The organism is Vibrio sp. 10N.222.54.E6, assembly GCF_041473955.1.
Taxonomy (GTDB): Bacteria; Pseudomonadota; Gammaproteobacteria; order Enterobacterales; family Vibrionaceae; genus Vibrio; species Vibrio tasmaniensis_A.
Window position 1 is genome coordinate 122932 of sequence record NZ_JBFRTD010000010.1, and the last position, 25135, is coordinate 148066.

25 protein-coding genes, 1 riboswitch and 1 other annotated feature are annotated in these 25135 nt (G+C 43.8%); of the genes, 11 read left to right on the forward strand and 14 right to left on the reverse strand.

Features of this window, described 5'->3' with window-relative positions:
* Positions 1-57 precede the first annotated feature (57 nt).
* Entirely contained in the window at positions 58-1362 is a 1305-nt protein-coding gene (locus AB4513_RS05450) for an ATPase (protein WP_102257840.1), read from the reverse strand.
* A 259-nt stretch (positions 1363-1621) separates the two neighbouring features.
* On the opposite strand from AB4513_RS05450, the gene AB4513_RS05455 reads away from it, so the two are divergent.
* The 3 genes from AB4513_RS05455 (at position 1622) to AB4513_RS05465 (ending at position 3479) form a co-directional block, all read left to right on the forward strand.
* Positions 1622-1852, forward strand: coding sequence for a TIGR02647 family protein (locus AB4513_RS05455; protein ID WP_009848792.1), 231 nt, complete (start codon positions 1622-1624; stop codon positions 1850-1852).
* A 114-nt stretch (positions 1853-1966) separates the two neighbouring features.
* On the forward strand, positions 1967-2821 hold the full coding sequence (locus AB4513_RS05460) for an NAD(P)H-binding protein (protein ID WP_102257839.1): 855 nt from the start codon (positions 1967-1969) through the stop codon (positions 2819-2821).
* The gene (locus AB4513_RS05465) at positions 2814-3479 is read left to right on the forward strand and encodes a YdcF family protein (protein ID WP_102257838.1); all 666 of its coding nucleotides are present in this window, start codon (positions 2814-2816) and stop codon (positions 3477-3479) included. Before AB4513_RS05460 ends, AB4513_RS05465 begins: the two co-directional genes overlap by 8 nt.
* Positions 3480-3613: 134 nt before the next feature.
* Here AB4513_RS05465 and AB4513_RS05470 read toward each other — a convergent pair whose 3' ends face one another.
* On the reverse strand, positions 3614-4192 hold the full coding sequence (locus AB4513_RS05470; protein ID WP_102257837.1) for a thymidine kinase: 579 nt from the start codon (positions 4190-4192) through the stop codon (positions 3614-3616).
* Positions 4193-4289: 97 nt separating this feature from the next.
* Complete coding sequence (gene cysS, locus AB4513_RS05475) at positions 4290-5675, reverse strand: cysteine--tRNA ligase (RefSeq protein ID WP_102257836.1); 1386 nt, start codon at positions 5673-5675, stop codon at positions 4290-4292.
* 190 nt (positions 5676-5865) lie between these two features.
* On the opposite strand from cysS, the gene AB4513_RS05480 reads away from it, so the two are divergent.
* From AB4513_RS05480 to AB4513_RS05495, 4 genes are all read left to right on the forward strand, one after another.
* Positions 5866-6360 (forward strand): peptidylprolyl isomerase, encoded by a 495-nt coding sequence (locus tag AB4513_RS05480; RefSeq protein ID WP_004734582.1) that lies wholly within the window; start codon positions 5866-5868, stop codon positions 6358-6360.
* Positions 6361-6437: 77 nt separating this feature from the next.
* Complete coding sequence (lpxH, locus tag AB4513_RS05485) at positions 6438-7172, forward strand: UDP-2,3-diacylglucosamine diphosphatase (protein ID WP_102257835.1); 735 nt, start codon at positions 6438-6440, stop codon at positions 7170-7172.
* Positions 7173-7295: 123 nt separating this feature from the next.
* Positions 7296-8513 carry an EAL and HDOD domain-containing protein gene (locus AB4513_RS05490; protein WP_009848798.1) on the forward strand — a complete coding sequence of 406 codons (1218 nt, stop codon included), beginning with the start codon at positions 7296-7298 and terminating at the stop codon, positions 8511-8513.
* A 118-nt stretch (positions 8514-8631) separates the two neighbouring features.
* Positions 8632-9147, forward strand: coding sequence for a YchJ family protein (locus AB4513_RS05495; RefSeq protein WP_009848799.1), 516 nt, complete (start codon positions 8632-8634; stop codon positions 9145-9147).
* Between the two features lie 241 nt (positions 9148-9388).
* On the opposite strand, the gene hisIE is transcribed toward AB4513_RS05495, so the two are convergent.
* From hisIE to AB4513_RS05540, 9 genes are all read right to left on the reverse strand, one after another.
* The gene (hisIE, locus tag AB4513_RS05500; protein WP_009848800.1) at positions 9389-10039 is read right to left on the reverse strand and encodes a bifunctional phosphoribosyl-AMP cyclohydrolase/phosphoribosyl-ATP diphosphatase HisIE; all 651 of its coding nucleotides are present in this window, start codon (positions 10037-10039) and stop codon (positions 9389-9391) included.
* Entirely contained in the window at positions 10036-10809 is a 774-nt protein-coding gene (gene hisF, locus AB4513_RS05505) for an imidazole glycerol phosphate synthase subunit HisF (RefSeq protein ID WP_004734577.1), read from the reverse strand. The genes hisIE and hisF overlap by 4 nt, the downstream gene beginning before the upstream one ends.
* Positions 10791-11528 (reverse strand): 1-(5-phosphoribosyl)-5-[(5-phosphoribosylamino)methylideneamino]imidazole-4-carboxamide isomerase, encoded by a 738-nt coding sequence (gene hisA / locus AB4513_RS05510; protein WP_009848801.1) that lies wholly within the window; start codon positions 11526-11528, stop codon positions 10791-10793. The genes hisF and hisA overlap by 19 nt, the downstream gene beginning before the upstream one ends.
* A gap of 43 nt (positions 11529-11571) precedes the next feature.
* Entirely contained in the window at positions 11572-12186 is a 615-nt protein-coding gene (gene hisH, locus AB4513_RS05515) for an imidazole glycerol phosphate synthase subunit HisH (protein ID WP_009848802.1), read from the reverse strand.
* A 24-nt stretch (positions 12187-12210) separates the two neighbouring features.
* Positions 12211-13299, reverse strand: coding sequence for a bifunctional histidinol-phosphatase/imidazoleglycerol-phosphate dehydratase HisB (hisB, locus tag AB4513_RS05520; RefSeq protein ID WP_009848803.1), 1089 nt, complete (start codon positions 13297-13299; stop codon positions 12211-12213).
* Between the two features lie 130 nt (positions 13300-13429).
* Positions 13430-14470: a histidinol-phosphate transaminase gene (gene hisC, locus AB4513_RS05525; protein ID WP_009848804.1), complete on the reverse strand. Its 1041-nt coding sequence runs from the start codon at positions 14468-14470 to the stop codon at positions 13430-13432.
* A 9-nt stretch (positions 14471-14479) separates the two neighbouring features.
* Positions 14480-15799 (reverse strand): histidinol dehydrogenase, encoded by a 1320-nt coding sequence (hisD, locus tag AB4513_RS05530; protein ID WP_017098157.1) that lies wholly within the window; start codon positions 15797-15799, stop codon positions 14480-14482.
* Entirely contained in the window at positions 15799-16695 is an 897-nt protein-coding gene (gene hisG, locus AB4513_RS05535) for an ATP phosphoribosyltransferase (RefSeq protein ID WP_009848806.1), read from the reverse strand. The genes hisD and hisG overlap by 1 nt, the downstream gene beginning before the upstream one ends.
* 53 nt (positions 16696-16748) lie before the next feature.
* Positions 16749-16884 (reverse strand) — a sequence feature (His leader region).
* Positions 16885-17073: 189 nt separating this feature from the next.
* Entirely contained in the window at positions 17074-18666 is a 1593-nt protein-coding gene (locus AB4513_RS05540; protein WP_029223134.1) for a Na+/H+ antiporter NhaC family protein, read from the reverse strand.
* 112 nt (positions 18667-18778) lie between these two features.
* Positions 18779-18956, reverse strand: a riboswitch (Lysine riboswitch).
* A 378-nt stretch (positions 18957-19334) separates the two neighbouring features.
* Between AB4513_RS05540 and AB4513_RS05545 the strand changes: the two genes are divergently transcribed.
* The gene (locus AB4513_RS05545; RefSeq protein ID WP_012604381.1) at positions 19335-19745 is read left to right on the forward strand and encodes an H-NS family nucleoid-associated regulatory protein; all 411 of its coding nucleotides are present in this window, start codon (positions 19335-19337) and stop codon (positions 19743-19745) included.
* Between the two features lie 167 nt (positions 19746-19912).
* Here AB4513_RS05545 and AB4513_RS05550 read toward each other — a convergent pair whose 3' ends face one another.
* Positions 19913-21217: an inosine/guanosine kinase gene (locus tag AB4513_RS05550; RefSeq protein WP_009848810.1), complete on the reverse strand. Its 1305-nt coding sequence runs from the start codon at positions 21215-21217 to the stop codon at positions 19913-19915.
* 102 nt (positions 21218-21319) lie between these two features.
* Complete coding sequence (locus AB4513_RS05555; protein ID WP_009848811.1) at positions 21320-21589, reverse strand: hypothetical protein; 270 nt, start codon at positions 21587-21589, stop codon at positions 21320-21322.
* Positions 21590-21792: 203 nt separating this feature from the next.
* Here AB4513_RS05555 and mnmA point away from each other — a divergent pair, with 203 nt between their 5' ends.
* The 3 genes from mnmA (at position 21793) to purB (ending at position 25107) form a co-directional block, all read left to right on the forward strand.
* Positions 21793-22929 (forward strand): tRNA 2-thiouridine(34) synthase MnmA, encoded by a 1137-nt coding sequence (gene mnmA, locus AB4513_RS05560; protein ID WP_009848812.1) that lies wholly within the window; start codon positions 21793-21795, stop codon positions 22927-22929.
* 46 nt (positions 22930-22975) lie between these two features.
* On the forward strand, positions 22976-23593 hold the full coding sequence (gene hflD / locus AB4513_RS05565; RefSeq protein WP_009848813.1) for a high frequency lysogenization protein HflD: 618 nt from the start codon (positions 22976-22978) through the stop codon (positions 23591-23593).
* A 143-nt stretch (positions 23594-23736) separates the two neighbouring features.
* Positions 23737-25107: an adenylosuccinate lyase gene (gene purB / locus AB4513_RS05570; RefSeq protein ID WP_009848814.1), complete on the forward strand. Its 1371-nt coding sequence runs from the start codon at positions 23737-23739 to the stop codon at positions 25105-25107.
* Positions 25108-25135 lie beyond the last annotated feature (28 nt).

The window sequence follows — 25135 nt, forward strand, 5'->3', positions numbered from 1 at the left end:
GTAAAAAAGCGCCCTTAGGCGCTTTTAACTCAATCACAAATAAAGAAATTAGTCTTACTAAACCGAAGGTTCAACCATTTCTTCTAATGATTGTTCGAGAGATGCATCCTCTAGGCTAGATTCAACACTAGGAAGAATCACATCAGAGTCACTTTCGCTGGCAACTTTACCACCTAAGCTTTTCAAACTATCCACTAACTCTTCTAGGCTCTTTATATGAGCATCACTCTTGGTAACCTGATCATCTAACAATTGGTTGTGCTTGGTCGCTTCAACCAATTTCTGTGTTTGTTTCTGATTCTCACTTTCTAACTTAGCGAGTCGCTCAGTCAAAGTTTTAATCTCTGACTTTAATGACGCCGTCATGTCTGAGCCTTGCAGCGCTTTAACACTCGCTACAATTTTTTGAGACTGAAGGCGCAATACAACATCACGGTGATCTTCATCATTAACCACTCGTGAAATGCTCAATAACTGATTCTCGGCATTTAAAACCGATTGTTCAAATTTGTCACCTTTAATACTTGCGAGCACTTTAACTTCATGAGCAACACTGCGCACGTGGTTTAATTCGAACTCTGCAGCGTGAACTGCGTCTTCAATGATCGACTTTTCACGGGGACTGGCTTTCACTTGGCTTTCTGCCAAAGCAATTTGAGATGCCGCTTTAGCAAACGTCAGTGGAACAACGTCGTCGAAATCTTCATCTTCCAAGAACTCCAACTCATCCTTCAAAGGTTCGATGTACTTCTTGTGGGCCACTTTAACTTCTAACAAACTCGCGTTATTAAGAAACTCTACCTGTGCTTCCTGAGCATCTTCAAGTTCGTCAACCAGCACATACTCAAACAGCTCGCTGTATTCTGAATACAAGCGCTTGTAGCTCGATGCAAACATAGTGTCGGCACCAAGAAACTTTAAGTAATCCATTTGCACTATCGAGTCGGCTAATACTCTGTCAGCCTTTTCCTTTAGCACTAAGATCGAGTCATAATTTGATCGAATCAACGCGATTTTTTCATCAAAGGCTTCAGCGTAAGTTAATGTCGAAAAAATCGAGTAACTCTTGGTTAACCGTGTTTGATCTTTCAGTAAGTCCGCATAAATGCTTTCAGCATCATCCCAAGCGTCTAATAGTTCATTGTAATTCTCTGGAGCATAGAGAGACAATTGAGCGTGTTCTTCAAGCTTAGTCTCCCACTCGGAGTAAACACTTTGGACAGACTGAAATGAACGGACCTCTACTGTTGATTCATTGTCATTTGTGGTTTGGTTCGCGCCTGTCTGCTCTGAGGGTGTACTTTGACAACCTGAGATAGCAAATAGCATACTGATCGTTAATGCTACTTTGTTCACTCTCACTGATGCGTTTCCTTTTTATACAATATTAGCTGGATGCAATATATTTCTAGTAACACAATATATTACAACCACTTCCCAATAAACATCGTTCAGAATTTAAGTGGCTGCAAATCACGCAATCTAACTAAAATAAACCCACCATACGACGATTAATCATTCAATTTGGTATCACTTATCAATTCTATTTATTTGCTATTGCTTGAGCCGTGAATGCGCACTAAGGTGAAGGTAGAGAACGTTATGAATATATAGGTTAATTATGAAGTACAACGCTGAACATATTGCTGATTTAAACCTCCTTCTTCAATTTGATGTAAGTAGCGCCGCTACTGGAATTAAAGTTCATCAAGAGGCTGCTCAAGAAACTCAAGACGCTGTTAAGCGCCTATTCGAAAAGAATCTTTGCACTCAGCCAGACGGTGGTTACCTAACAGATGAAGGTATCCAGATGGCAGAGCGCGCAGACAAGTTACTTCGCGTACTGAACTAAAACTCCACGGTTCTAGTAAAAACTCCACTCGCTTCGGCCGTGGAGTTTTTTCATTTTTGGGCAAAGGTTTGTTAGGCTTATTGTAAATTCGTCATTTGCAGTTGTGAGGAACACATGGCTTCTATATTTATTGTTGGTGCAGGATGGGTCGGTGCACCTTTATCTGAACATTTAGAAAAACATGATAACCAAGTCGTCGTGACGAAGACTACCCAAGAAGGCGCTGACGCTATTGGCAACGAACGCATTCCTTGTGAAGTATTCAGTTTTGATGCAATACAACCTGAACGCTCTATTGGCCAACTCTACTCACTCCTATTGGAAAACAATACTGAGATAGTGATTGGTAGCTTTCCTCCCGGCTTTAGAAAAGGCGCTGGTGTCGAGTACGCCGACTATTGGCAACAACTGACCAGGGCTTGCCAGAAGGCTAACGTGAAAAAGCTCATTATGGTCAGTTCGACGACGGTATACCCAACCAAGCCCGGAGTTCTGTACGAGCAAGACGCCTCACTCACTCTTTCTACCTCAGAAAACGAGCAAGCATCCGCATTTTCGGACAATGCACGCGTGATGCTGAAAGCTGAACAGCTGGTGATGGATTCCGGCATCGATTACACCATTCTTCGTTTCAGTGGATTAATTGGCCCGAACCGTCACCCATCGAGGTTTGCAAGTAAATTGAAGCAGGTTAGTACTCAAGCTCCTGCCAACATGCTTCACCTTGATGATGCGATTGGTGCGGTCGATTTCGCCATCAATCAACTGCACAATGAAATCGTAAATGTCACCACACCAAATACAGTGAGCAAGGCAGAGTTCTACGCAGCAGCATTAAAAAGTGCCAATAGCAGCGAGCCACTTCCCCCTCTTGTCGATACGCCAGACAAACTGATCTCGTCGAAAAAGATTCTCGACTTAGGTTACTCGTTTAAATTCGAATCCACACTGGACGCACTTCATGACTGAGCAATCTACAGCTAAGAGAAATCCCAATATAAAACTGCATCGCTCAGTAGACACCCTTTGGAACTTTATGTCTATGGGTCACAAGGTTACGCCTTCAGACTGTATTTTTGTATTGTGTAGCAACGATACCCGCGTCGCTGAATATGCAGCCGAGCTTTATCACCAAAAGATAGCGCCTTACATCGTTTTTTCTGGTGGTGTGGGACGTTTTACAGAAGGAAGCTTTGAGCGTTCAGAAGCAGAAACGTTCGCTTCTATCGCACGAGACTGTGGTGTGCCTGACTTAGACATTATCATTGAGAAGCACGCGACAAACACTGGGGAAAATGTACGGTTTACCTACGAGCTACTGGATCAGCGAGGATTATCACCTAAACGGCTGACCCTAGTTCAGAAGCCCTTTATGGAGAAACGCACTTACGCAACGTTTGCTAAACAGTGGCCTGACGAAGTTACCGAGATTCAAGTCACTTCACAATGGCAAGACTGGGATGATTACTTTAACGAAGAGTTGCCGTTAGACATGGTGTTAGGTGCATTGATTGCTGATTATGAGCGAATCAAATCCTACCCCGCTCAGGGCTTTCAAATTGAGATGCCCATCCCTGACGACGTTGACCATGCCTATCAAGCATTGAAGAAGCTGGGTTTCGAATAAAACTTTAAGTCACGCAATACTCTTTTTCAGAAAACAAAAACGGTGGCACTTGGCCACCGTTTCTTATTCTAGCTATTACTTGAGCTTGTTGATTTCAGCTTTATTCACTTAAGAAGAATTAACCAAAGAGCTGCTTATTTACCTAACGCTTCTTTATAATGTAAACGGCAAGCCGAAACATATTGGTCATTGCCACCAATAGCGACTTGGTCACCTACAGCAATTGCCACACCGTGCTCATCTGTACGAATTACCATATTGGCCTTACGGCCACAGTGGCAAATTGTTTTAAGTTCTACTAATTTGTCAGCCCAAGACAACAAGTAGCGGCTACCTTCAAATAATTCACCCAAGAAGTCAGTGCGCAAACCGTAGCAAAGTACAGGGATGTGCAGCTTATCAACCACTTCTGTTAGTTGGTAAACCTGCTCTTTCGACAAAAACTGACACTCATCGATCAATACACAATGACGCTTTTCTTCTTCGTTGAGTTTTTGAATTGCCTCAAACATATTGGTGTCGTTTTTAAACAGTTGAGCTTCAGATTGAAGACCAATTCGTGAACTCACTTTACCGATACCATAGCGATCATCTAATGCAGCCGTAAAGATCACTGGTGTCATACCACGTTCTTGGTAGTTGAATGAAGATTGAAGAAGCGTTGTTGATTTACCCGCGTTCATTGCCGAGTAATAAAAATACATCTGAGCCACAGAAATATTCCTGTTAATTAAAAGTTGAAGATAAAAAGGTGAAATTAGAGAATTTTTGCTAGAAAAAAGGGCTGAAAATCAGCCCTTTTTATAAGATTTACTTACGACGCCAAGTCGTACCTTCTGGACCATCTTCCAGAACAATACCTAGCTCGTTCAGCTTATCACGTGCAAGATCGGCATTTGCCCAATCCTTCGAAGCGCGAGAGTCATTACGTAGCTTAATTAGGCCTTCGATTTCAGCGACTTCGTCATCGTTACCTGCTGTATCGCCTTGCAAGAAAGCTTCTGGATCTTGGTGAAGAATACCGATGATGTCTGCCAGTTCACGCATCAACGCACCTAGTGCACTTGCTTTTTCTATGCTTTCAGTCTTGATACGGTTGATTTCACGAGCCATTTCAAACAGCACTGAATAAGCTTCAGGTGTGTTGAAATCATCGTTCATCGCTGTAGAGAAACGAGTCACATACTCTTCACCACCAGCAGGGGCTGCGGTAACGTCTAGACCACGAAGTGATGTATAGAGACGTTCAAGTGATGCACGAGCCTGATTTAGGTTATCTTCGCTGTAGTTTAGTTGGCTACGGTAGTGACCAGACATTAGGAAGTAACGAACTGTCTCTGCATCGTAATGCTGAAGTACGTCACGGATAGTGAAAAAGTTACCCAGTGACTTAGACATTTTTTCTCTGTCTACCATCACCATGCCACTGTGCATCCAAGTATTCACATACTGGGTGCCATGTGCACAGCAAGATTGTGCGATTTCGTTCTCGTGGTGAGGGAACTGTAGATCCGAACCACCACCATGAATATCGAAGTGATTGCCAAGAATAGACGAGTTCATTGCTGAACACTCAATGTGCCAACCTGGACGACCTGGACCCCATGGCGATTCCCACGTCGGTTCACCAGGCTTAGACATCTTCCAAAGAACAAAGTCTAACGGGCTACGTTTTGCAGAATCGATGTCAACACGGGCGCCCGCTTGAAGCTGGTCAAGATCTTGCTTAGAAAGCTTACCGTATTCGTCAAACTTCTTAACTTCGAACATCACGTCACCGTTGCTTGCAACGTAAGCAAAGCCACGTTGAATTAGCTTTTCTACTAACTCAATGATCTCTGTGATGAATTCAGTCGCACGAGGCTCGACATCTGGGCGTTTCATGTTCAATGCATCGAAGTCCGCGTGCATTTCACCGATCAGACGCTCAGTCAGAGAGTCACAAGACTCGCCGTTTTCATTAGCGCGCTTGATGATTTTGTCATCGATATCAGTGATATTACGAACGAAATTCAAATCGTAACCAAGGTAACGCAGGTAACGAGTTACCACGTCAAATGAAACGAACGTGCGGCCATGACCAATATGACAGAGATCGTATATGGTTACCCCACAGACATACATACCGACTTTGCCAGCTGTAATTGGTTTGAATTCCTCTTTCTGTCTTGTGAGCGTGTTATATATCTTCAGCATGATCTCTATCTATTTTATGGATTAATCAAAAATAAGATCGCAGTATAACAAGTCATACCTTAATAGGTAATCCCCCAAAGCAGGAATTACCTCAAACATCCGAGTTAAGTTAATGATTTGGTGATTTGAAAGTCCGCCAACATGCGCTAGAATTCGAACTTCATATTAAAAAGACAGTAAGGTAACAATCATGATCATCCTTCACACAAATTTTGGTGACATCAAAGTTCAACTTAACGAAGAAAAAGCACCAGAAACAAGCGCAAACTTCCTACAGTATTGCCGTGACGGTTTTTACGACAACACGCTATTCCACCGTGTTATCGATGGTTTCATGGTTCAAGGCGGCGGCATGACTTCTGGCCTTAAAGAAAAAACAACTCGCGCGACTATCAAGAACGAAGCAAACAACGGCCTAGCGAACAAAGTGGGGACGCTAGCAATGGCTCGTACTATGGAACCGCATTCAGCGAGCTCTCAGTTCTTCATCAACGTTAACGACAACTCTTTCCTAAACTTCCGTAGCGAAAGCCTAGACGGTTGGGGCTACTGTGTATTCGCAGAAGTTGTTGAAGGCATGGACATCGTAAACAAGATCAAAGGTGTTAGCACTGGTTCTATGGGTATGCACCAAGACGTACCTCTAGAAGAAGTGATCATCACTGGTACTACAATCGAAGCTTAATTCACCGCTTTCGGTTAGTATTGATGAGCCGATAAAATCAGGATATAGGGAGCGAATCGCTCCCTTTTTTTAGATCTATGAAAACATATTTTATATCAGACCTACACCTTGCTCCGTCGCGACAAGACATCACAGACTGCTTCTTAACCTTCATGAAGAATGAGGCCGTAGAAGCGGATGCACTCTACGTGTTGGGTGATCTTTTCGAATTCTGGATTGGTGACGACGATACAAGCGAGTTCGCGAATTCAATTCGCCAAACGTTTATAGACTTAGTTAACACTGGCGTACCTTGCTATTTCACACAAGGCAATCGGGACTTTTTAGTTGGCAAAAAATTTGCGAAACAAACAGGCGTACAACTTCTAGATGAAGTGTCTACTATCGATATCTACGGACAAAAAGCAGTGGTATTGCATGGTGATACTCTGTGTACCGAAGATATAAAGTACCTCGCCTTTCGTGAAAAAGTTCATCAGCCCTGGTTACAATGGGTCTTTAATAGAATTCCATTTTTTATCAAAAAGAAAATTGTCTCCAAGGTTCAGTCTGATATCAAAGATGACAAGCAGACAAAGTCACTCGATATCATGGATGTAACACAGCAAGAAGTCGAAAATGTGATGAAACAACACAACGTCGATTTGATGATCCACGGTCATACTCACCGTCCAAACATACACTCCTATAGTGCTAGTAATTGCACTAAAACCCGTATCGTATTGGGTGATTGGTATACCCAAGGATCAGTTCTGGTGTTCACTCCGCAAAGTTTTGAACTACAGAATCGCGAGTTTAGCAATCGCTTTTAGCATCACGCTTAAACTTTCACTTTTATTATTATCATCGGTCAGATTTTCTTCACTTGTATATGGTAATTTCTCCTGAATTAGCTATTATTTGTCTATCAAAAATAAACCGAACACAGTACCAAGTTGAAATATTCATACGTAGCGCGTCAACCAATACTCGATGCAGACAAGAAGACCATAGGTTACGAGTTGCTATTTAGGGATGGTCCTAAGAACACTTTCCCTGAAGTAGAGCCGGAGCTCGCTACTAGCCGTTTGCTTTCCGACCACTTCTTATCTACCCACTATAATACATTGGGCGATAAGCTTGGATTCGTTAATTTTCCATATGCAAGCTTGGTTAACCTAGTCCCGACTCTATTTCCGAAAGAGAGCTTAGTTGTCGAGGTACTGGAAGACTGTGAGCCAACAGACGAACTGCTAGAAGCCATCATCACAATTTATGATGCGGGTTACACGATCGCGTTAGATGACTTTGTGCCTAGCAAAGCATGGAAACGCTTCTTACCTTACGTATCAATTATCAAATTCGACATACGTTTGATCTCAATCGCTAAAGCTGCGATGTTCATGAACACTCTGAAAGACTTGAATATCGAGTTTCTAGCGGAGAAAGTAGAAACTCACGAAGAATACCAAGAAGCAATCCAAGCCGGGTTTAACTACTTTCAAGGCTACTTTTTCAGTAAGCCGGAGATGATCCAAACTCGCGCATTAAACCCTGCTTTTTTAACCATTGTTCAACTGTTGAAAGAGATTGCCAACGATCCTATCAACTTTGCCGAAGTAGAGCGTTTGATTACCCTTGATATGACTATGTCGTATAAGCTGCTCTCTTACGTAAACTCCGCTGGTGGCTCATCAACACCGATTCGTTCATTCCACCAAGCGCTTGTTTATCTTGGTGAACAAAAACTACGTAAGCTAGTGTCACTGGTTGCTATCGCATCCGCGAAAGAAGATAAACCAGACTCACTTTATGGTTTAGCCGTGATACGCGCGCGCCAATGTGAACTGTTGGTCGAGAAAATGAACGTTAAGGTTGAGCCCGGGCAAGCCTTTTTAACTGGCATGTTCTCGCTGCTCGACTCCCTATTCGATCTGCCGTTAGTAAAAGTACTGGACTCGGTGCCGATCGATGATGAGATTAAACAAGCCTTGATTGAGCGCAAGGGTATATTAGGTGCCATTTTGGCGATGGTCATAGCTTATGAACAAGCTCGCTGGGATGAAGCAACGCGCATTCGTAAACTGCTCAAACTCAACGAAGCAGAGCTAGGTCAAGCTTATGACGAAGCAACCTCTTGGGCCCAAGACCTGCTGTCTCCTACTTTGAAATAGTTCACGTCACACAGCAACTTCAATCGAAACTCAGCTTTGGTGAGCAGTCGTTTCTTGATAAACTCCAACACATTCATTTATGGCCTCTTAACAGAGGCCATTTTTACAGGATTTGACCATGTCTTTATGCCCATGCGGTAGCAAAAATACTTACCAACAGTGCTGTGAATCAGCGCACCTTCACCACAGTGCTGTTGAAACGCCTGAACAGTTGATGCGCTCACGTTATTCAGCGCACGTGTTGGGTTTGGTTGACTATGTTGTTGCGACTTACCACCCTAGCTGCAACGCAGAAGCGCAAAGAGAAGGTATTGCCGAATCTATCGACAGTGATTGGGCAGGCCTAGAAGTCATCGATACTGAGGCAGGCTCACACCAAGACGAAGGCTTTGTTGAGTTTAAAGCTTACTTCAATGAAGAAGGCGCACAATACTGCATGCAAGAGCGCTCGCGCTTTATACGTAAAGACGACTTGTGGTACTACATTGATGGCACTTTCCCCGAGCAAGGAAATGAGCAAGAAGAACCTGAAATTGACCCACGCTTAAACCAAACGGTTGAAAGCTTCAAGATCGGCCGTAATGACCCGTGCATTTGTGGTAGTGGGAAGAAATATAAAAAGTGCTGCGGGTAAGTCAGAAAATTAAAATGTTTGATTAAGTAAAGAAATTCCTGATGTCGCTTAGGCTCCTTGGAATGACGTAAAGTCAGAGTTTAAAAAAGTGACGCAGGGCTTAGAGATCTTGAAATCTTGAAATCTTGAAATCTTGAAATCTTGAAATCTTGAAAATTAAAAAGCTAAAAAGCCCCGTAAATATAATTGTTTACGGGGCTTTTATCTATCTGCTACGTGGTTCGATTAATCTAAACAGAGCTTACTTGTGACGTTCTTTTAGCTTGTTGACCACATCGTTCATCGACAAGCCTTGGTCTTGAAGAAGAACCATCAAGTGGTAAATCAAATCTGCTGATTCACACACTAATTCCGCCTTATCGCCCGACGTCGCCGCAAGCGCGACTTCAACGCCTTCTTCGCCCACTTTTTGCGAAATACGCTTGGTGCCACGGGCATATAGACTGGCAGTATAAGAAGACTCAGGGTCTGCGTCCTTGCGGGCAGCCAGTAGCTGCTCAAGCTGATGAAGCCACACCATCTGAGACTCTTCTTGTTTGTCTCCATCCCAACACGTTGTTGTACCTGTGTGGCACGTTGGGCCAATGGGATTAACTTTAACCAGTAAGGTGTCGCTGTCACAGTCCAAGGCGATGTTTTGCAGTTGTAATACGTTGCCTGACGTTTCACCTTTCGTCCAAAGACGCTCTTTGGTGCGAGAGAAAAACGTCACATTGCCAGTTTCACCCGTTTTCTCAAGTGCTGCAGGGTTCATGTATCCCATCATTAGCACTTGGCTCGATTGGTAATCTTGAACAATAGCTGGCACTAAGCCATCGACTTTTTCCCAGTTAATACGCTCTGACAATGCGCCTACTTCTGTTTTTGATAAGCTTGCGGTTTCAAAACTCATAGTCGCACCTCTACATCTTGTTGTTTCAAATACTGTTTAAGTTCACCAATATTGATGACTTGCTTGTGGAATACCGAAGCCGCAAGTGCTCCGTCCACGTTGGTTTTTTTATAGGCTTCAGCAAAGTGCTCCATCGCACCTGCGCCACCTGATGCAATCAGGGGTACATTACACACTGAACGTACCATATTTAACTGGTCGATATCATAGCCGTTGCGAACGCCATCTTGGTTCATCATGTTTAACACGATCTCACCGGCGCCACGCTTCTGTACTTCCTGCACCCAATCTTTGGTTTCCCACTTGGTTGCTTTGGTACGCGCTTCATCGCCTGTGAATTGGTAAACCTGATATTTACCCGTCTCTTTATCGAAGTATGAATCGATACCGACAACGATACACTGTACGCCGAACTTATCAGCTAGGTCAGTGATTAGCTGTGGGTTAGCCAATGCAGGCGAGTTGATGGATACTTTATCTGCACCAAACTCAAGAATGCGTGCTGCATCTTCCGCAGACTTAATACCACCAGCCACACAGAAAGGAATATCAATCACTTCTGCTACACGTTTCACCCAGCTTTTATCGACCACACGGCCATCACTTGATGCGGTGATGTCATAAAATACTAATTCATCAGCGCCCTCTTCTGCGTAGCGTTGTGCTAGCGGAACGATGTCACCAATAATTTCGTGATTACGGAATTGAACGCCCTTAACCACTTGTCCATCACGGACATCCAAACAAGGGATTATTCGCTTTGCCAACATGCAAATGCCTCCTCTGTGGTGAACTTGCCATCAAGCAGTGCACGACCAACAATCACACCCGCAACGCCGCTGCCTTTAAGTGCTTCGATATCAGCTAGGCTGCCAATGCCACCCGATGATTGGAATTGTACTTGTGGGTACTGCTTACAAAGATCAACATAGAGCTCTACGTTTGATCCTTCTAGCGTGCCATCACGTGAAATATCGGTACACAGAACGTGTTTAAGGCCAACCGTGAGGTAGTCTTCAACCAGCGCTTCAATGGTCACACCTGAATCTTCTTGCCAACCTGAAATCGCGACTTTACGTGTGCCGCTTTCGTCAATATTGATGTCCAGAGCCAGCACGATTTTTTCCGCACCGTACTTCTCCATCCAACCTTTAACCAACTCAGGTTGCTTAACTGCCGTAGAACCAACCACAACGCGCTGTGCGCCAGCTTCTAGTAGATCAACGACATCTTGTTCGTTACGCACGCCACCACCAATCTGGATGTTCGCAGGCGTGCTAGCAAGGAGCTTAGCAATCAAGTCTAACTGACGAGCCGTTGTGTCTTTTGCACCCGTTAAGTCAACAAGGTGAAGCCAACCTGCGCCAGCTTGGTGGTACAAGTTAAACTGCTCAGCTGGGTCTACTTTGTATTCTGTTACTTGCCCGTAGTCTCCTTGGAATAAGCGAACTACTTGACCTTCAATTAAATCTAACGCGGGAATAATCATTTACATTCCTTATAGGGCAACGTTAGCCGCTGCCTAATCCTTATTACAATTCCAAGAAATTCTGAATCAGCTTAGAGCCAGCTTTCGAAGATCGCTCTGGGTGGAACTGAACACCATAATAGTTGCCACTTTGCACTGCGGCTGTGAACGGATTACCGTAATCACATTGTGCGATTGTGTAGTCACCCACCGGCATTGCGAAGCTGTGAACAAAATAGAAGTATTCACCTTCTTCAATGTCTTTAAATAGAGGGTGATTAGGTGTCGCGGTTACTGTGTTCCAGCCCATGTGTGGTAAAGGCAAGTCGCCCGTTTGAAGTAAACGAACTTCACCGTCACACAAACCTAGGCATTCAACTAACTCGTCAGCCTTTTGGCCTTTCTCTTGAGACAATTTGCCTAACAGCTGCATACCTAAACAAATACCTAGCAAAGGCTTCTCTACTTGCTTCACAAGAGAAACAAGGTCGCGCTCTTGCAAGTTCTTCATTGCCTCACTTGCTGTGCCTACACCCGGTAGGAACAGCTTGTCCGCAGCAAGAACAACTTCTGGTTCTTTTGAAATTTCAACTGCGTAGCCTAGACGTTCAATCGCAAACTTCACCGAGGAAACATTGGCACAACCAGTATCAATAATAACGACTTTTTGATCTTTCATTGTTTTTCCTTGCTAACGTTAGCCTTACAGAACGCCTTTGCTGCTTGGTAACTCGTTACCTTCAACTTTGATTGCTTGGCGAAGAGTACGGCCAAACGCTTTGAATAGGCTCTCAATGATGTGGTGATCATTATTACCGTCAGAAGAAAGGTGTAGCGTACAAGCCAATGTATCGGTTAGAGAACGGAAGAAGTGAACCACCATCTCTGTTGAAAGGTCACCCACTTGCTCGCGGCTGAATTTAGCATCGAACTTCAGGTATGGACGGCCAGAAAGGTCTAGCGCACACTGAGCCAAACACTCATCCATTGGTAGGCTGAAACCAAAGCGGCCAATACCACGTTTATCGCCTAATGCATCTTTCAATGCTTGGCCTAAAGCAAGAGCGGTATCTTCTACTGTGTGGTGATCATCAATGTGTAGATCGCCCTTCACAGTCAGGTTCATTTGGAAACCGCCGTGTGTCGCGATTTGATCAAGCATGTGATCGAAGAACCCCATGCCAGTATCGATCTTGTTGCCACCGGTTTCATCAAGGTTTACTGCCACCTTGATGTCCGTTTCTTTAGTGGTACGAACCACTTCAGCAATGCGCGCATTAACCGTCAGATCTTTAACGATTTGTGGCCAGTTAAGCGTGCCTTCAGCTTGCGCATCTGGTCCGTATTGGATACCACGAATTGCCATGTTCTCAGCAAGTTGAAGATCCGTCATTCGATCACCAATCACGACTGACTTTTGGAAGTCAACTTTACCGCCCTGTAGGTATTCTTTAACCATACCCAGCTTAGGCTTGCGGCAAGAGCAATTGTCTTCATCAAAGTGAGGGCAGATTAGAACATCATCAAACTTAACGCCCTGAGACTCAAAGAACTCCATCATCATATTGTGTGGAGCATCGAACTCTTCTTGCGGGTAGCTATCTGTACCTAGACCATCTTGGTTAGTCACCATCACTAAGCGATAACCCGCATCTTGCAGTGCAAGTAGGCTAGGAATCACTAACGGTTCGAATTTTAGTTTGTCTAAACGGTCTACTTGAAAGTCAACTGGCGGCTCAACAATTAAGGTGCCGTCACGGTCTATAAAAAGTATTTTCTGTTGTTTACTCACTTGAACTTCCTTTTAATTTTAAATCTGCTGGCCTAGCTAAAATCAACGCTAACCCAAAATATTGGTTTCATTTGCCAGCCGATTATTAATCCACTAAAACTGGCAAATGTTATTACTGGTAAGCCTTTCGTTACTGATAAAAGTTACGAATGAATCCAAGTGTCTTTTCGCACTCTTCGCGATTACCAATACTAATACGAACACAGTCTTCAATTGGTGAATTACGCAAAATGATGCCCGTATCCCAAGCCGCTTTAAATAACTCATCGCCGTTCGGGAATTTAACCAGTAGGTAGTTACCCCAACCATCAAACACCGTCACTTGAGGCATACCTAGTAAACCGGCTTGTAAATACGCTCGGTTAGCACTTAAATCCAGAACTTGGAACTTAGCACGCGCTAGTCCTTGCTCTGAAAGTGCTTGAACGGCAATGTCAGCAACAGGGATTGGCACTGGATAAGGAGCAATCACTTTTAACAATACATCGATAAGCTCTTTGTTCGCTAGCGTAAAGCCACAACGTAAACCCGCTAAAGCAAATGCTTTCGAGAGAGTTCGAAGAATCGCTAGATTCGGATACTGAGCAAGCAAATCCACCGTTGATGCTTCAGGGCAGAAATCGATATACGCTTCATCCATCACAACAATCGCTTTGTCTTGTGTCATTTCAAGCAGCTTGATGATGTCTTTGCGATCAACCAAATTACCGGTTGGGTTATTTGGACTACAAACAAAGACCACTTTTACGTTGTCAAGTTGAGCTTCAATAGCAGGAAGATCCAATTGCCATTCAGAAGTCAGAGGCACCACTTTACGCTCAACACCAATCGTCTCTGCACTGATTGCGTACATACCGTAAGTGGGTGGGCAGTAAAGAATAGCGTCTTCGTTCGGCTCACAGAAAGCACGAATCAGTAGTTCAATGCCTTCGTCAGCACCACGAGTAGTCAACGTTTGCTCTGGTGCAACACCCGCATATTGAGCGTAAGCATCGATTAGCTCTTTAGGCTGACACTCGCTGTAGCGATTAAGTCGAGTCAGATTTAAGGTGTACTCGTTATCAAACGGAGATTCGTTGGCGTTCAACCATACATCTCCGCTGCCACCAATGCGTCTTGCAGACAAGTAAGGTGTTAGAGCCTGAACTTGTTTTCTTGCTAACTTTTCCATGCCCTACCCTTATTTCGCTTTATTTAGCTGTTCAAATCGATTTAATTTTTCAACTCGGATGGTCACCGCACGTTTGTGTGCGTCCAAACCTTCGGCTTCCGCCATTGTGACTACCGTTGGCGCTAGGCCTTGTAAGCCATCAGCTGTTAACTCTTGTACCGTCATACGCTTAGAGAAATCCGCCAAACCTAGGCTTGAATAAGTCTTGGTATAGCCGTAAGTCGGAAGAACGTGGTTTGTGCCTGATGCGTAGTCACCTGCAGATTCTGGAGACCAGTCACCCAAGAAGATTGAACCTGCATTATCTAGTAATGGCAGCAGTTCACGTGGACTCTTGGTCTGAACAATCAAGTGTTCCGGGCCATAGAAATTCGAAATCGCAATCGCTTGAGTGATCGATTCAGCAATGATGATTAGACTTGAAGCCAATGCTTGCTGAGCGATGTTCGCACGAGACAGCTCTTTCAGTTGCTTCTGAACTGCATCGGTTACTTGGTCGGCAATAACTGGTGATGGTGTTACTAATACAACCTGTGAATCTGGCCCGTGTTCAGCTTGGCTCAGTAGATCAGCAGCAATGAAGTCAGCATCCGCAGTTTCGTCTGCAATCACTAACACTTCAGACGGGCCAGCAGGCATATCAATCGCAGCGCCACGGAAGTCGTTACTTACTTGGCGTTTAGCTTCCGTTACGTAAGCGTTACCTGGGCCGAAGATCTTATCAACCTTAGCAACGCTCTCGGTCCCGTAAGCCATGGCAGCAACGGCTTGACCACCACCAACATTGTAAACCTCATCGATTTTACAAAGATTAGCGACATACAAGATTTCATCCGCGATGGGCGGAGGTGAGCAAAGCACAACCTTACGACAACCCGCAATTTGAGCAGGTACACCTAACATAAGAACCGTTGACGGAAGTGGCGCACTGCCCCCCGGAATATAAAGTCCAACAGTATTAATCGCGCGCGTCACCTGCTCACACACAACACCAGGCTGTGTTTCAACCTTAATTGGCTGTGGCTTTTGAGCTTCATGAAACTTAGCAATGTTGCTGTAAGCTTGCTCCAACGCTTGCTTCATCTCTGGTGTTAGACGAGCACATGCCTCTTCGATCTCACCCGAACTAACTCGGATAGATTCTGGAGTCACACCATCAAACTTTTCAGTCAGTTCCTTAAGTGCGGCATCGCCTTCATTTCGTACTTTTGCAATAACATCAGAAACAGTCGCTGTGATGTTTGCACCTTCAGTAATAGCTGGACGCTCTAATACCGAGTCTTGCTGTGATTCACTTAAAGATTGCCAAACAACGGTTCTCATCGTCACTACCCCATCATTTTTTCGATTGGTAATACTAGAATCGAGCTTGCACCCAACTCTTTCAGCTGTTCCATAGTTTCCCAGAACAAGTTCTCTGTACTTACGAGGTGAACGGCAACTTTGTCTTTGTCTGTAGATAGAGGAAGAACCGTAGGATCTTCAGCCCCAGGTAGTAGAGCTTTGATTTGCTCTAGCTGAGACGTTGGTGCGTGAAGCATGATGTACTTCGACTCTTTCGCTTGTTGAACACCCTGCATACGAGTCAGTAGTTTTTCAATCAATGCCGTTTTGTCTGCATCGAAATCACCAACACGTTGAATCAGTGTTGCTTTAGATTGGAAGATAGCTTCTGCTTCTTTTAGGCCGTTTGCTTCTAGCGTTGCGCCTGTAGAAACTAAGTCTGCAATAGCGTCTGCTAGACCTGCGCGAGGAGCAACTTCAACCGAACCTGTTAGCATACAAGTGCTGAATTCAACACCCTGCTCATCCATGTAGGCTTTTAGTAGTTGTGGGTAGGTTGTTGCAATACGTTTGCCCGCAAGATCTTGTGGGCCGTTGTAGACTTCATCTTTGTTGATTGCGATAGAAAGGCGGCAACCACCGAAGTCTAAACGACGTAGTGTGCGAAACTCTGATGGTTCTTTTAGAGCAACACGGTCTAGTCGAACTTCTTCTAGTTCATTTTCACCGATGAAACCAAGGTCAACCACACCATCCATGATAAGACCTGGGATGTCATCATCACGAACGAGTAACAAGTCGATTGGCATATTTAGTGAATGAACAACTAAGCGCTCACCCATGATGTTAAATTTCACACCACATTTTTTAAGTAGATCTTGGCACTCTTTACTTAAGCGACCTTTCTTTTGAATTGCGATTCTTAGGCGTTGTGTCTGCATTGCTGTATCCCTGTGCAAATATTTGAATTTATTGATTATTTAAAAGTGCTAAAACTAAAAAACCCTCGGAAGACTTTGTCGTCCCGAGGGTTTAAATCTAAATTCTTTGACTTAACCTCCGGGAGAATTCTTGCTCCCGGGTATACGTAAATCTCCCCGAAAGACTAGATAGGGTGATGATGGTGATGAATGTTCATTACTAATTTACGCATACTTATCAGCTCTTAGGTTGTTTGCTGTCTTGTCTCCACACTAACTAAGCTGACACCCTTTTTCAACCATTTATTCGAACTTTTTTCACGAAATTTAAAATTAAATTAACGAACACAAAAAAAGGGAGGCAAACGCCTCCCTTCTCATTATTCAATCAAATGATGATTAGCTTTTACACGTTGCTATCTTGCAACGAGAGAAATAAGCCAATGCAAAACATACCGCAACAAACGTTAGAGACGCTGCGCCAAATGCAATGCCAGTTGATGATGTCATTCCTAGGGTGATAAAACCAATACACGATACGAACGCCACAGACAGCGCATAAGGGAGCTGAGTCGATACGTGGTCAATGTGGTTACAACGCGCACCTGTAGAAGACAGAATCGTTGTATCCGAGATTGGAGAACAGTGATCACCAAATACAGAACCCGCAAGAACCGCACTTAGCATAGGAAGAATTAGCGCGATGTCAGAGGCAGCAGCCATGTCACCCGCAATCGGTAACATGATACCGAACGTACCCCAAGATGTACCTGTCGAGAATGCCATTAGGCCAGCAAGAAGGAACAAGATAACCGGTAGCCAGTGGTAATCGATGTTACCTGTTGCTAGAGAGGATAGGTACGAACCTGTTTTCATGTCGCCAATAACAGAACCAATCGTCCATGCAAATACAAGGATAAGGATAGCGCCAAACATTGAGCTTGCACCAATCCACATTGTTCTTGTGATATCAGCCATAGGCAGTTTCTGTTTGAATACCGTTGCTAGCGCAACGAGTAAACCAATAACACCACCGTAAACCAGAGACTTACCTACATCTGTATTTTCAAATGCACCAAGTAAGTTGAATGCTTGACCATCAGCAGTAAGCGCTTGGCCACCGGTGTAAAGCATTGCTGCAACCGTCGCGACGATTAACGCTACGATTGGCATAACGAGATCAGAAACAGAACCGTTTTCGCTCTCTTGAATATCCAGCTCTTCGTTTAGATCGTGCGCTTGCTTTTGATCATTATCACCTTCAAAACCACGGCCTTGAGAGGCTTCGATCTCATGCTCGCGCATTTTGCCAACATCTAAACCAAACCACGCAACAGCAAACACCATTAATAGCGCGAACACAGCGTAGAAGTTCATTGGGATAAGGCGAACGTAAGCACCCAGTGCAGAATACTCTGTCACACCGTGTGTCACTAAGATGCCACCAATGATAGTGATGATGTAAGCTCCCCAGCTAGAAGCCGGCATGATCACACACATAGGAGCAGCAGTTGAATCTAGGATATAAGCTAGCTTAGCGCGAGATACGTAGAAGCGGTCAGTTACAGGGCGAGAGATGGCACCTACCGCTAAGCTGTTGAAGTAATCATCAACAAAGATGAATACACCTAAAAATGCAGCAAGTAGTTTTGAACCACGTTTGCTCTTAACACGAGACTGTGCCCACTCAGCGAATGCGCGAGTACCGCCAGATAGTGTTAATAATGCCGTTGTCATTCCAAGGATAATTAGGAAAGCAACGATGCTCATGTTCCAAGTGTTAATACCACCATCTTCGATGAAAACACCAGATACTTTAGTAAAGACGTAGCTAGCTGCGTTACCTACTGAGTAGTCAGCAAGTAGAATCGCACCCATGACGATACCGACACCCAAGGAAACTAATACACGGCGGGTAACAATAGCAAGAGTCAAGGCAACCAAGGGAGGAAGCAGCGATAAAGGCGATGTTGCAAAATCTATTAAATTCATGATCTTCAAAAACCAGTTTTTTATTTGGCTAGAGATCTACTGCAGATAAACTTGATACGGCTTATCAAGCTCATGTTGAACTAAGCGAAAGGGAAGTGAACACTTCACCCAACCCTACAGTAGCGCTCCATAGTTTAAAATTAAGACTATGGCAGTGTTGTACCTATTGAGCACAACCCCAGCAAATTGCTTAGATATACAATTTACTTCGGCAATTACACCTTTCATTCCCGTTCATTGGCATCACCCCAACGAAAACTACTCTTTATAATTGCACCTCTACGTGCGGTAACATTATTAACCGTGTAAACCAGAGTTTAACAACAGATTAACCAAAGCACCGCATCAGGTAGCCGCAATTGTACCCATCAAGAGCAACAATGCAACATATCATTCCGAGAAAAATAAGCTTTTTGTTAATGAAGTAATCAATAGAAGAATAGTCAACTTTTACGGATTACTCCACTTAACACATATCAGATATCACCTGTTTTTTTTAAGATATTCTTAATAGTTATTATAAGTTCATTAGAAGTCTATCTTTTCATCTTAAAACACTCGTCTCATTTTCTTATTTAAATAACTAATAGAAGAAATACTATTTGTTTTATTCTTAGGCTCTGTTTATTATTAGGAGGATTATTTAGTTTACCTTGATGGGAAATATCATGTCTGAATTAACAAAAACTCTATTAAATATCCGTAGCCTTCGTGCGTTCTCACGTGAATTAACTCTTGAGCAACTTGAAGAAGCGCTAGACAAGCTGACTATTGTTGTACAAGAACGTCAAGAGTCTGAAGCTGAAGAACGCGCAGCAAAAGCAGAGCAAGAAGCTAAGCTTTCTGCTATCGCAGAACAAATTGCAAAAGACGGAATCGATGTTGCCGATCTTATTGCTGCACTTTCTGGTGAAGCAAAATCTAAAACAACAAAATCTAAACGTGCTCCTCGCCCTGCGAAATACAAATACGTAGACGCGAATGGCGACGAAAAAACTTGGACAGGTCAAGGCCGTACGCCTTCAGCTATCCAAGAACAACTAGATGCTGGTAAATCTCTAGAAGAGTTTGCTCTTTAAGGCATCGAGTTTGCTAAGTGAATCATCAATAACCCACTAAGCAATAGAATTAATATTTAAGTCGACTAAAGTATTATTTACGGCTTCAATATATTCAGAAACAAAAAAGGCTCCTTTCGGAGCCTTTTTTATATTTCTAATAGTGAAATATAAATCAAAAAAATGCCTTATCTTTCCCAGTACGCTTCTTCTAGACTATCTTCTCTTTCAGGAAGGCCTCGAGATAATCGTGGCGAGTGCTGAACTAATACTTCATAACTTGCGCGGTTTGAATATTTACAAACTTGTGAGAAAGAAGAATACGTCAAGAATGAATGCTGATGCTTACTTGAGTTAGGCACATTTTCTTTATGGTACTTATTAGCGGCCATATCATGTAATAGAGCAGACAACGCAGCATCACCGGCACCATTCGTATTCTTAATCTTTTCTGGGCCGCCCATGTAAGGTGCGATATGCGAATAGATTTTCGTTGGATTTTCACATAAATCTTTATGTGCGGGACGACTAAACTCATAACGGTTAAATTCAGCAATCGAGCCTGGTAACAACGGTAATGATGTTTCACGCTTCACTGCATCTTCTGTGTAACCCGCCATAAACAAGCCCACAGGGCCTGCTGTACATAGAACTAAGTCTACCCAATCTAGTGCTTTGTCTGAAGCAGCTAGAGGATCGCTTTCACCCGTTAATGCTTCAGCTTCGTCTTCATTCATTGCAACAACGGTTACATGTTGTTCAAGGAAATCTTTCCAAAACTCTGGATCATCTTGAATAACGAATTTAGTACCAAGCGTTAAAACAACAGGTACATCGTATTTCTTCGCGTACTCAATAGCTTTCATTGTTGCTTCAGGCATAGGGTCACCTGGTTTACAACGAACTAAATACGCCGTTAATACTAAAGCAGAAGCACTTTTGAAAATTTTCTCAGGAATGCTTTCTGGTTTTAATTGGTTCATTTGTCCTTCGCTAATTGCGAAAGTACGTTCACCATCTTCTGTAATTAATGCAAAGCAGCGACCAATTGCGCCATCTACCCCTTGTAAATGGTTCAGATCCATTCTGCTTGATGTATTACATAAATAGCGGTAACCGTAGCTACCAATTTTAATATCTTGGCTCATTACACCCAATAGTGTTGAACGGTCATCCGCCAATACTGAGTAGTTGTGTAATGTATTACCAATTGTGCCACCTGCGTATTCATTAGTGATCAGGCACTGTTCTTTTAATTCTTGATACAAAGATTCAGCAGCTTCATCACCAATAACCAAAGAGTGTCCCTTACTTAAGCCATATTTTTCGATTAGCTCAGAACTCACCTTTGCTTCAATATCCACCAAAGTTTGGTCAATACCGATAATATGGGTACGTGACATTCTTTTGCTCGTTTGAGCTTGGCTTACTAAAGGGTCACGAGCGTGAACCGGAAAATAGTGCTTTGATTTACGTTGTCCAGGGAATTTCATAGGGCTAGTCTAAGTCAAGGGGAAATAGGTGGCGGATTCTACCGCGCTATATTTAACGCGGCAATCTTTCAAACTATAGCAAACGTTTGCTAGGCTATTTTTTTATTCGCCTTCCATAAAGCTAAGATCAGGCAGCATGCCCAAATGCTCGGCGTAACGTTTTTGATTAAACTCTGCGCCGTTTTTCATTACATCAAATACTTCAATTGCCAGTGCACATGCCATCGCTACAATTGCCTCTTCACGAGGTGTACCTGTCATCATTAAACGCATTAGCGTCTCTTTAACTTTTACTGGTTGCCCATCTTCAAGTTGGTTCTCGATAATCTCGATCAACTGTTCTTCTTGCATAAACTCATTTTGTTCAGACATTTTTTATCTCAGCTCTTGGATTTTGAGCGACTATGCCACATATAGATCTGACATCCTAGCGAGTCTCCTCGCGTTCATGCGATTCTCTAACGAAGTCAGCGCATTATTTGTGCAAATGAAACTGTGATTCCGGTCTCGGATCTGTCACGGTGTTTCTCTTTCTGTTAGAATCTGCGACCAAGTAATAGTAACGGTGTTTAGACATGTCAGATATCAGCTCTGGAAACAGCGAAAAGAAAGTAATTGTCGGTATGTCCGGCGGTGTAGATTCGTCAGTATCGGCGTATCTTCTTCAGCAACAAGGCTATCAGGTAGAAGGCCTTTTCATGAAAAACTGGGAAGAAGACGATAACGAAGAATACTGCACGGCAGCTGAAGACCTTGCTGATGCTCAAGCGGTATGTGACAAGTTAGGTATCCACCTTCACACTATCAACTTTGCAGCAGAGTACTGGGATAATGTATTCGAGTACTTTCTGGAAGAATACAAAGCGGGTCGTACACCGAACCCAGATATCCTTTGTAACAAAGAAATCAAATTCAAAGCATTCTTAGAGTTTGCGGATGAAGTATTAGACGCAGACTACATCGCGATGGGTCACTATGTTCGTCGTACTTTCCCAACACAAGAAGAGCTAGACGCTGGTGCGAAGCCAGAAATGCTACGCGGCCTAGACGGCAATAAAGACCAAAGTTATTTCCTTTATACGCTAAGCTCAGATCAAGTGGCACGCAGCCTATTCCCTGTGGGTGAATTAGAGAAGCCAGAAGTACGACGTATTGCTGAAGAGCAAGACTTGATCACTGCGAAAAAGAAAGATTCAACAGGCATCTGCTTTATTGGTGAGCGAAAGTTCACTGAGTTCTTAGGCAAATACCTACCCGCTCAACCGGGAAACATCGAGACACCAGAAGGCCAAGTTATTGGGCAACACCAAGGCTTGATGTACCATACGCTAGGCCAACGTAAAGGCCTGCATATCGGTGGTACCAAAGGTGGCGGCGGTAATGAAGAACCATGGTTTGTTGGTGAAAAAGATCTTAAACGTAATGTTCTGATCGCGGTACAAGGTAAAGACCACCCTCTTTTAAAATCAGAAGGTTTGATCGCTTCTCAGCTTCATTGGGTTAATCGCACACCAATTACTGAAGTTATGACGTGCACGGTAAAAACACGTTACCGTCAGACCGATATTCCTTGTACAATCATCCCAATTGATGACGAGAACATTAAGGTTATTTTTGACGAACCACAAATTGCGGTGACCCCAGGTCAATCAGCAGTGTTCTACCTAGACAACGTATGTCTTGGTGGTGGTATCATTGAAAAGCGCATCTAACCAATAATCGAACGACAAACAATAGAAGACAACTAGGAGTTACTACGTGGCTAATACACTTTATGACCGTACTATTGCTTTCGCTGGAATTTGCCAAGCTGTGGCTTTGGTTCAACAAGTAGCGAAAGACGGCCATTGTGATAAAGATGCCTTCGAAGCTTCACTCAGTGCCATTTTAAATACCAATCCAGCGAACACCGTGGGTGTCTTTGGACGTGAAGCGAACCTAAAGCTTGGCCTTGAGTGCTTAGTAAAAGGTATCGATAGTACTCCCGCTGGTAGCGATATTACTCGCTACATCATCAGCTTGATGGCACTTGAGCGTAAGCTATCTTCTCGTAACGACTCTATGTCTCAGCTTGGCGATCGTATTCAAACTGCAGAACGTCAAACTGAACACTTTGATCTGTTTGACGAGCAAATGATCAGCAACCTAGCCAGTATCTACCTTGATGTTGTGAGCCCTATCGGCCCGCGTATTCAGGTTTCTGGGACGCCAGCTGTACTTCAACAGACGTCGAGCCAGCATAAGGTTCGTGCCCTGCTGCTATCAGGAATTCGAAGCGCTGTGTTATGGCGTCAAGTTGGCGGTAAACGTCGCCACCTTATCTTCGGTCGCAAGAAGATGATCGAGCAGGCTCAAATCCTGCTAGCTCGCATGTAATTTATTAGCTCGCGCCTCGTCGCGAGCTTGTTTTTTGTACCAACACAACTCTCACGCAAACGATTGCGCAATATGCGTGACAATTGAGATTGTTACTGGTATAAACCTCTCAAAATTTAGAAAACTCAATTCAGGAGAACACCATGGAACTGTCAGCATTGACTGCTGTTTCACCAGTAGACGGCCGTTACGGAAGCAAGACTGTTGCATTACGCAGCATCTTTAGTGAGTTTGGCCTACTAAAGTACCGCTCTATCGTTGAAGTTCGTTGGTTACAAAAGCTTGCAGCTACAGATGCAATCAAAGAAGTACCAGCGTTCAGTGCAGAAGCTAACCAGTTTCTTGATGAACTAGCAGCTAACTTCAGTGAAGAAGATGCTCTACGTATCAAAGAGATCGAGCGCACGACTAACCACGACGTTAAAGCGGTTGAGTACTTCTTGAAAGAGAAAGTTGCTGGCGTTCCTGAACTTCACGCTGTAAACGAATTTATTCACTTTGCATGTACTTCTGAAGACATCAACAACACATCTCACGCGCTTATGCTTAAAGAAGCTCGTGACACAGTGATTCTTCCAGAAATCCGTAACGTAATTGATGCTATCAAAGCACTTGCGAACGAGTACCGCGACATTCCATTACTGTCTCGTACACACGGTCAGCCGGCTTCTCCTTCTACTATGGGTAAAGAGATGGCTAACGTTGCGTACCGTATGGAACGTCAATACAAGCAAATCGAAAACGTTGAGATCCTAGCGAAAATCAACGGTGCTGTAGGTAACTACAACGCACACCTTTCTGCATACCCAGAAGTTGAATGGCACCAGTTCAGCGAAGAGTTCATCACTGAATCTCTTGGCGTAACTTGGAACCCGTACACAACTCAAATCGAACCTCACGATTACATCGCTGAGCTTTTTGATGCAGTTGCACGTTTCAACACAATCCTTCTGGACTTCGACCGTGACGTTTGGGGCTACATCGCTCTTGGTCACTTCAAGCAGAAGACTATTGCTGGCGAAATCGGTTCTTCTACAATGCCGCATAAAGTTAACCCAATTGACTTCGAAAACTCTGAAGGCAACCTTGGTCTAGCAAACGCAGTATTCAGCCACCTTGCACAAAAGCTTCCAGTTTCTCGCTGGCAGCGTGACCTTACTGACTCTACGGTTCTTCGTAACCTAGGTGTTGGTGTTGGCTACGCTATCATTGCATACACTTCGACTCTGAAAGGTATTAGCAAGCTAGAAGTTAACCGTGAAGCGCTACTTGCTGAACTAGACAAGAACTGGGAAGTACTAGCAGAACCAGTACAAACAGTAATGCGCCGTTACGGCATCGAGAAGCCATACGAGAAGCTAAAAGAGCTAACTCGTGGTAAACGTGTAGATGGCGAAGGCATGCGTGCATTCATCGACGGCCTTGAAATCCCTGCAGACGAGAAAGTTCGTCTGAAAGAGATGACTCCAGCGAACTACATCGGTCAAGCTATCGAGCTAACTGACAAGCTGTAAGATTCGAATTTCGAATCACAGAATAGAC

What these genes read in the sequence shown, in the direction of transcription:
- AB4513_RS05455 (WP_009848792.1), top strand. Translation starts at nt 1,622, where the DNA reads ATGAAGTACAACGCTGAACATATTGCTGATTTAAACCTCCTTCTTCAA.
- AB4513_RS05460 (WP_102257839.1), top strand. Translation starts at nt 1,967, where the DNA reads ATGGCTTCTATATTTATTGTTGGTGCAGGATGGGTCGGTGCACCTTTA.
- AB4513_RS05465 (WP_102257838.1), top strand. Translation starts at nt 2,814, where the DNA reads ATGACTGAGCAATCTACAGCTAAGAGAAATCCCAATATAAAACTGCAT.
- cysS (WP_102257836.1), bottom strand. Translation starts at nt 5,675, where the DNA reads ATGCTGAAGATATATAACACGCTCACAAGACAGAAAGAGGAATTCAAA.
- AB4513_RS05480 (WP_004734582.1), top strand. Translation starts at nt 5,866, where the DNA reads ATGATCATCCTTCACACAAATTTTGGTGACATCAAAGTTCAACTTAAC.
- lpxH (WP_102257835.1), top strand. Translation starts at nt 6,438, where the DNA reads ATGAAAACATATTTTATATCAGACCTACACCTTGCTCCGTCGCGACAA.
- AB4513_RS05495 (WP_009848799.1), top strand. Translation starts at nt 8,632, where the DNA reads ATGTCTTTATGCCCATGCGGTAGCAAAAATACTTACCAACAGTGCTGT.
- hisIE (WP_009848800.1), bottom strand. Translation starts at nt 10,039, where the DNA reads ATGAGTTTTGAAACCGCAAGCTTATCAAAAACAGAAGTAGGCGCATTG.
- hisF (WP_004734577.1), bottom strand. Translation starts at nt 10,809, where the DNA reads ATGTTGGCAAAGCGAATAATCCCTTGTTTGGATGTCCGTGATGGACAA.
- hisA (WP_009848801.1), bottom strand. Translation starts at nt 11,528, where the DNA reads ATGATTATTCCCGCGTTAGATTTAATTGAAGGTCAAGTAGTTCGCTTA.
- hisH (WP_009848802.1), bottom strand. Translation starts at nt 12,186, where the DNA reads ATGAAAGATCAAAAAGTCGTTATTATTGATACTGGTTGTGCCAATGTT.
- hisC (WP_009848804.1), bottom strand. Translation starts at nt 14,470, where the DNA reads ATGGAAAAGTTAGCAAGAAAACAAGTTCAGGCTCTAACACCTTACTTG.
- hisG (WP_009848806.1), bottom strand. Translation starts at nt 16,695, where the DNA reads ATGCAGACACAACGCCTAAGAATCGCAATTCAAAAGAAAGGTCGCTTA.
- AB4513_RS05540 (WP_029223134.1), bottom strand. Translation starts at nt 18,666, where the DNA reads ATGAATTTAATAGATTTTGCAACATCGCCTTTATCGCTGCTTCCTCCC.
- AB4513_RS05545 (WP_012604381.1), top strand. Translation starts at nt 19,335, where the DNA reads ATGTCTGAATTAACAAAAACTCTATTAAATATCCGTAGCCTTCGTGCG.
- AB4513_RS05550 (WP_009848810.1), bottom strand. Translation starts at nt 21,217, where the DNA reads ATGAAATTCCCTGGACAACGTAAATCAAAGCACTATTTTCCGGTTCAC.
- AB4513_RS05555 (WP_009848811.1), bottom strand. Translation starts at nt 21,589, where the DNA reads ATGTCTGAACAAAATGAGTTTATGCAAGAAGAACAGTTGATCGAGATT.
- mnmA (WP_009848812.1), top strand. Translation starts at nt 21,793, where the DNA reads ATGTCAGATATCAGCTCTGGAAACAGCGAAAAGAAAGTAATTGTCGGT.
- purB (WP_009848814.1), top strand. Translation starts at nt 23,737, where the DNA reads ATGGAACTGTCAGCATTGACTGCTGTTTCACCAGTAGACGGCCGTTAC.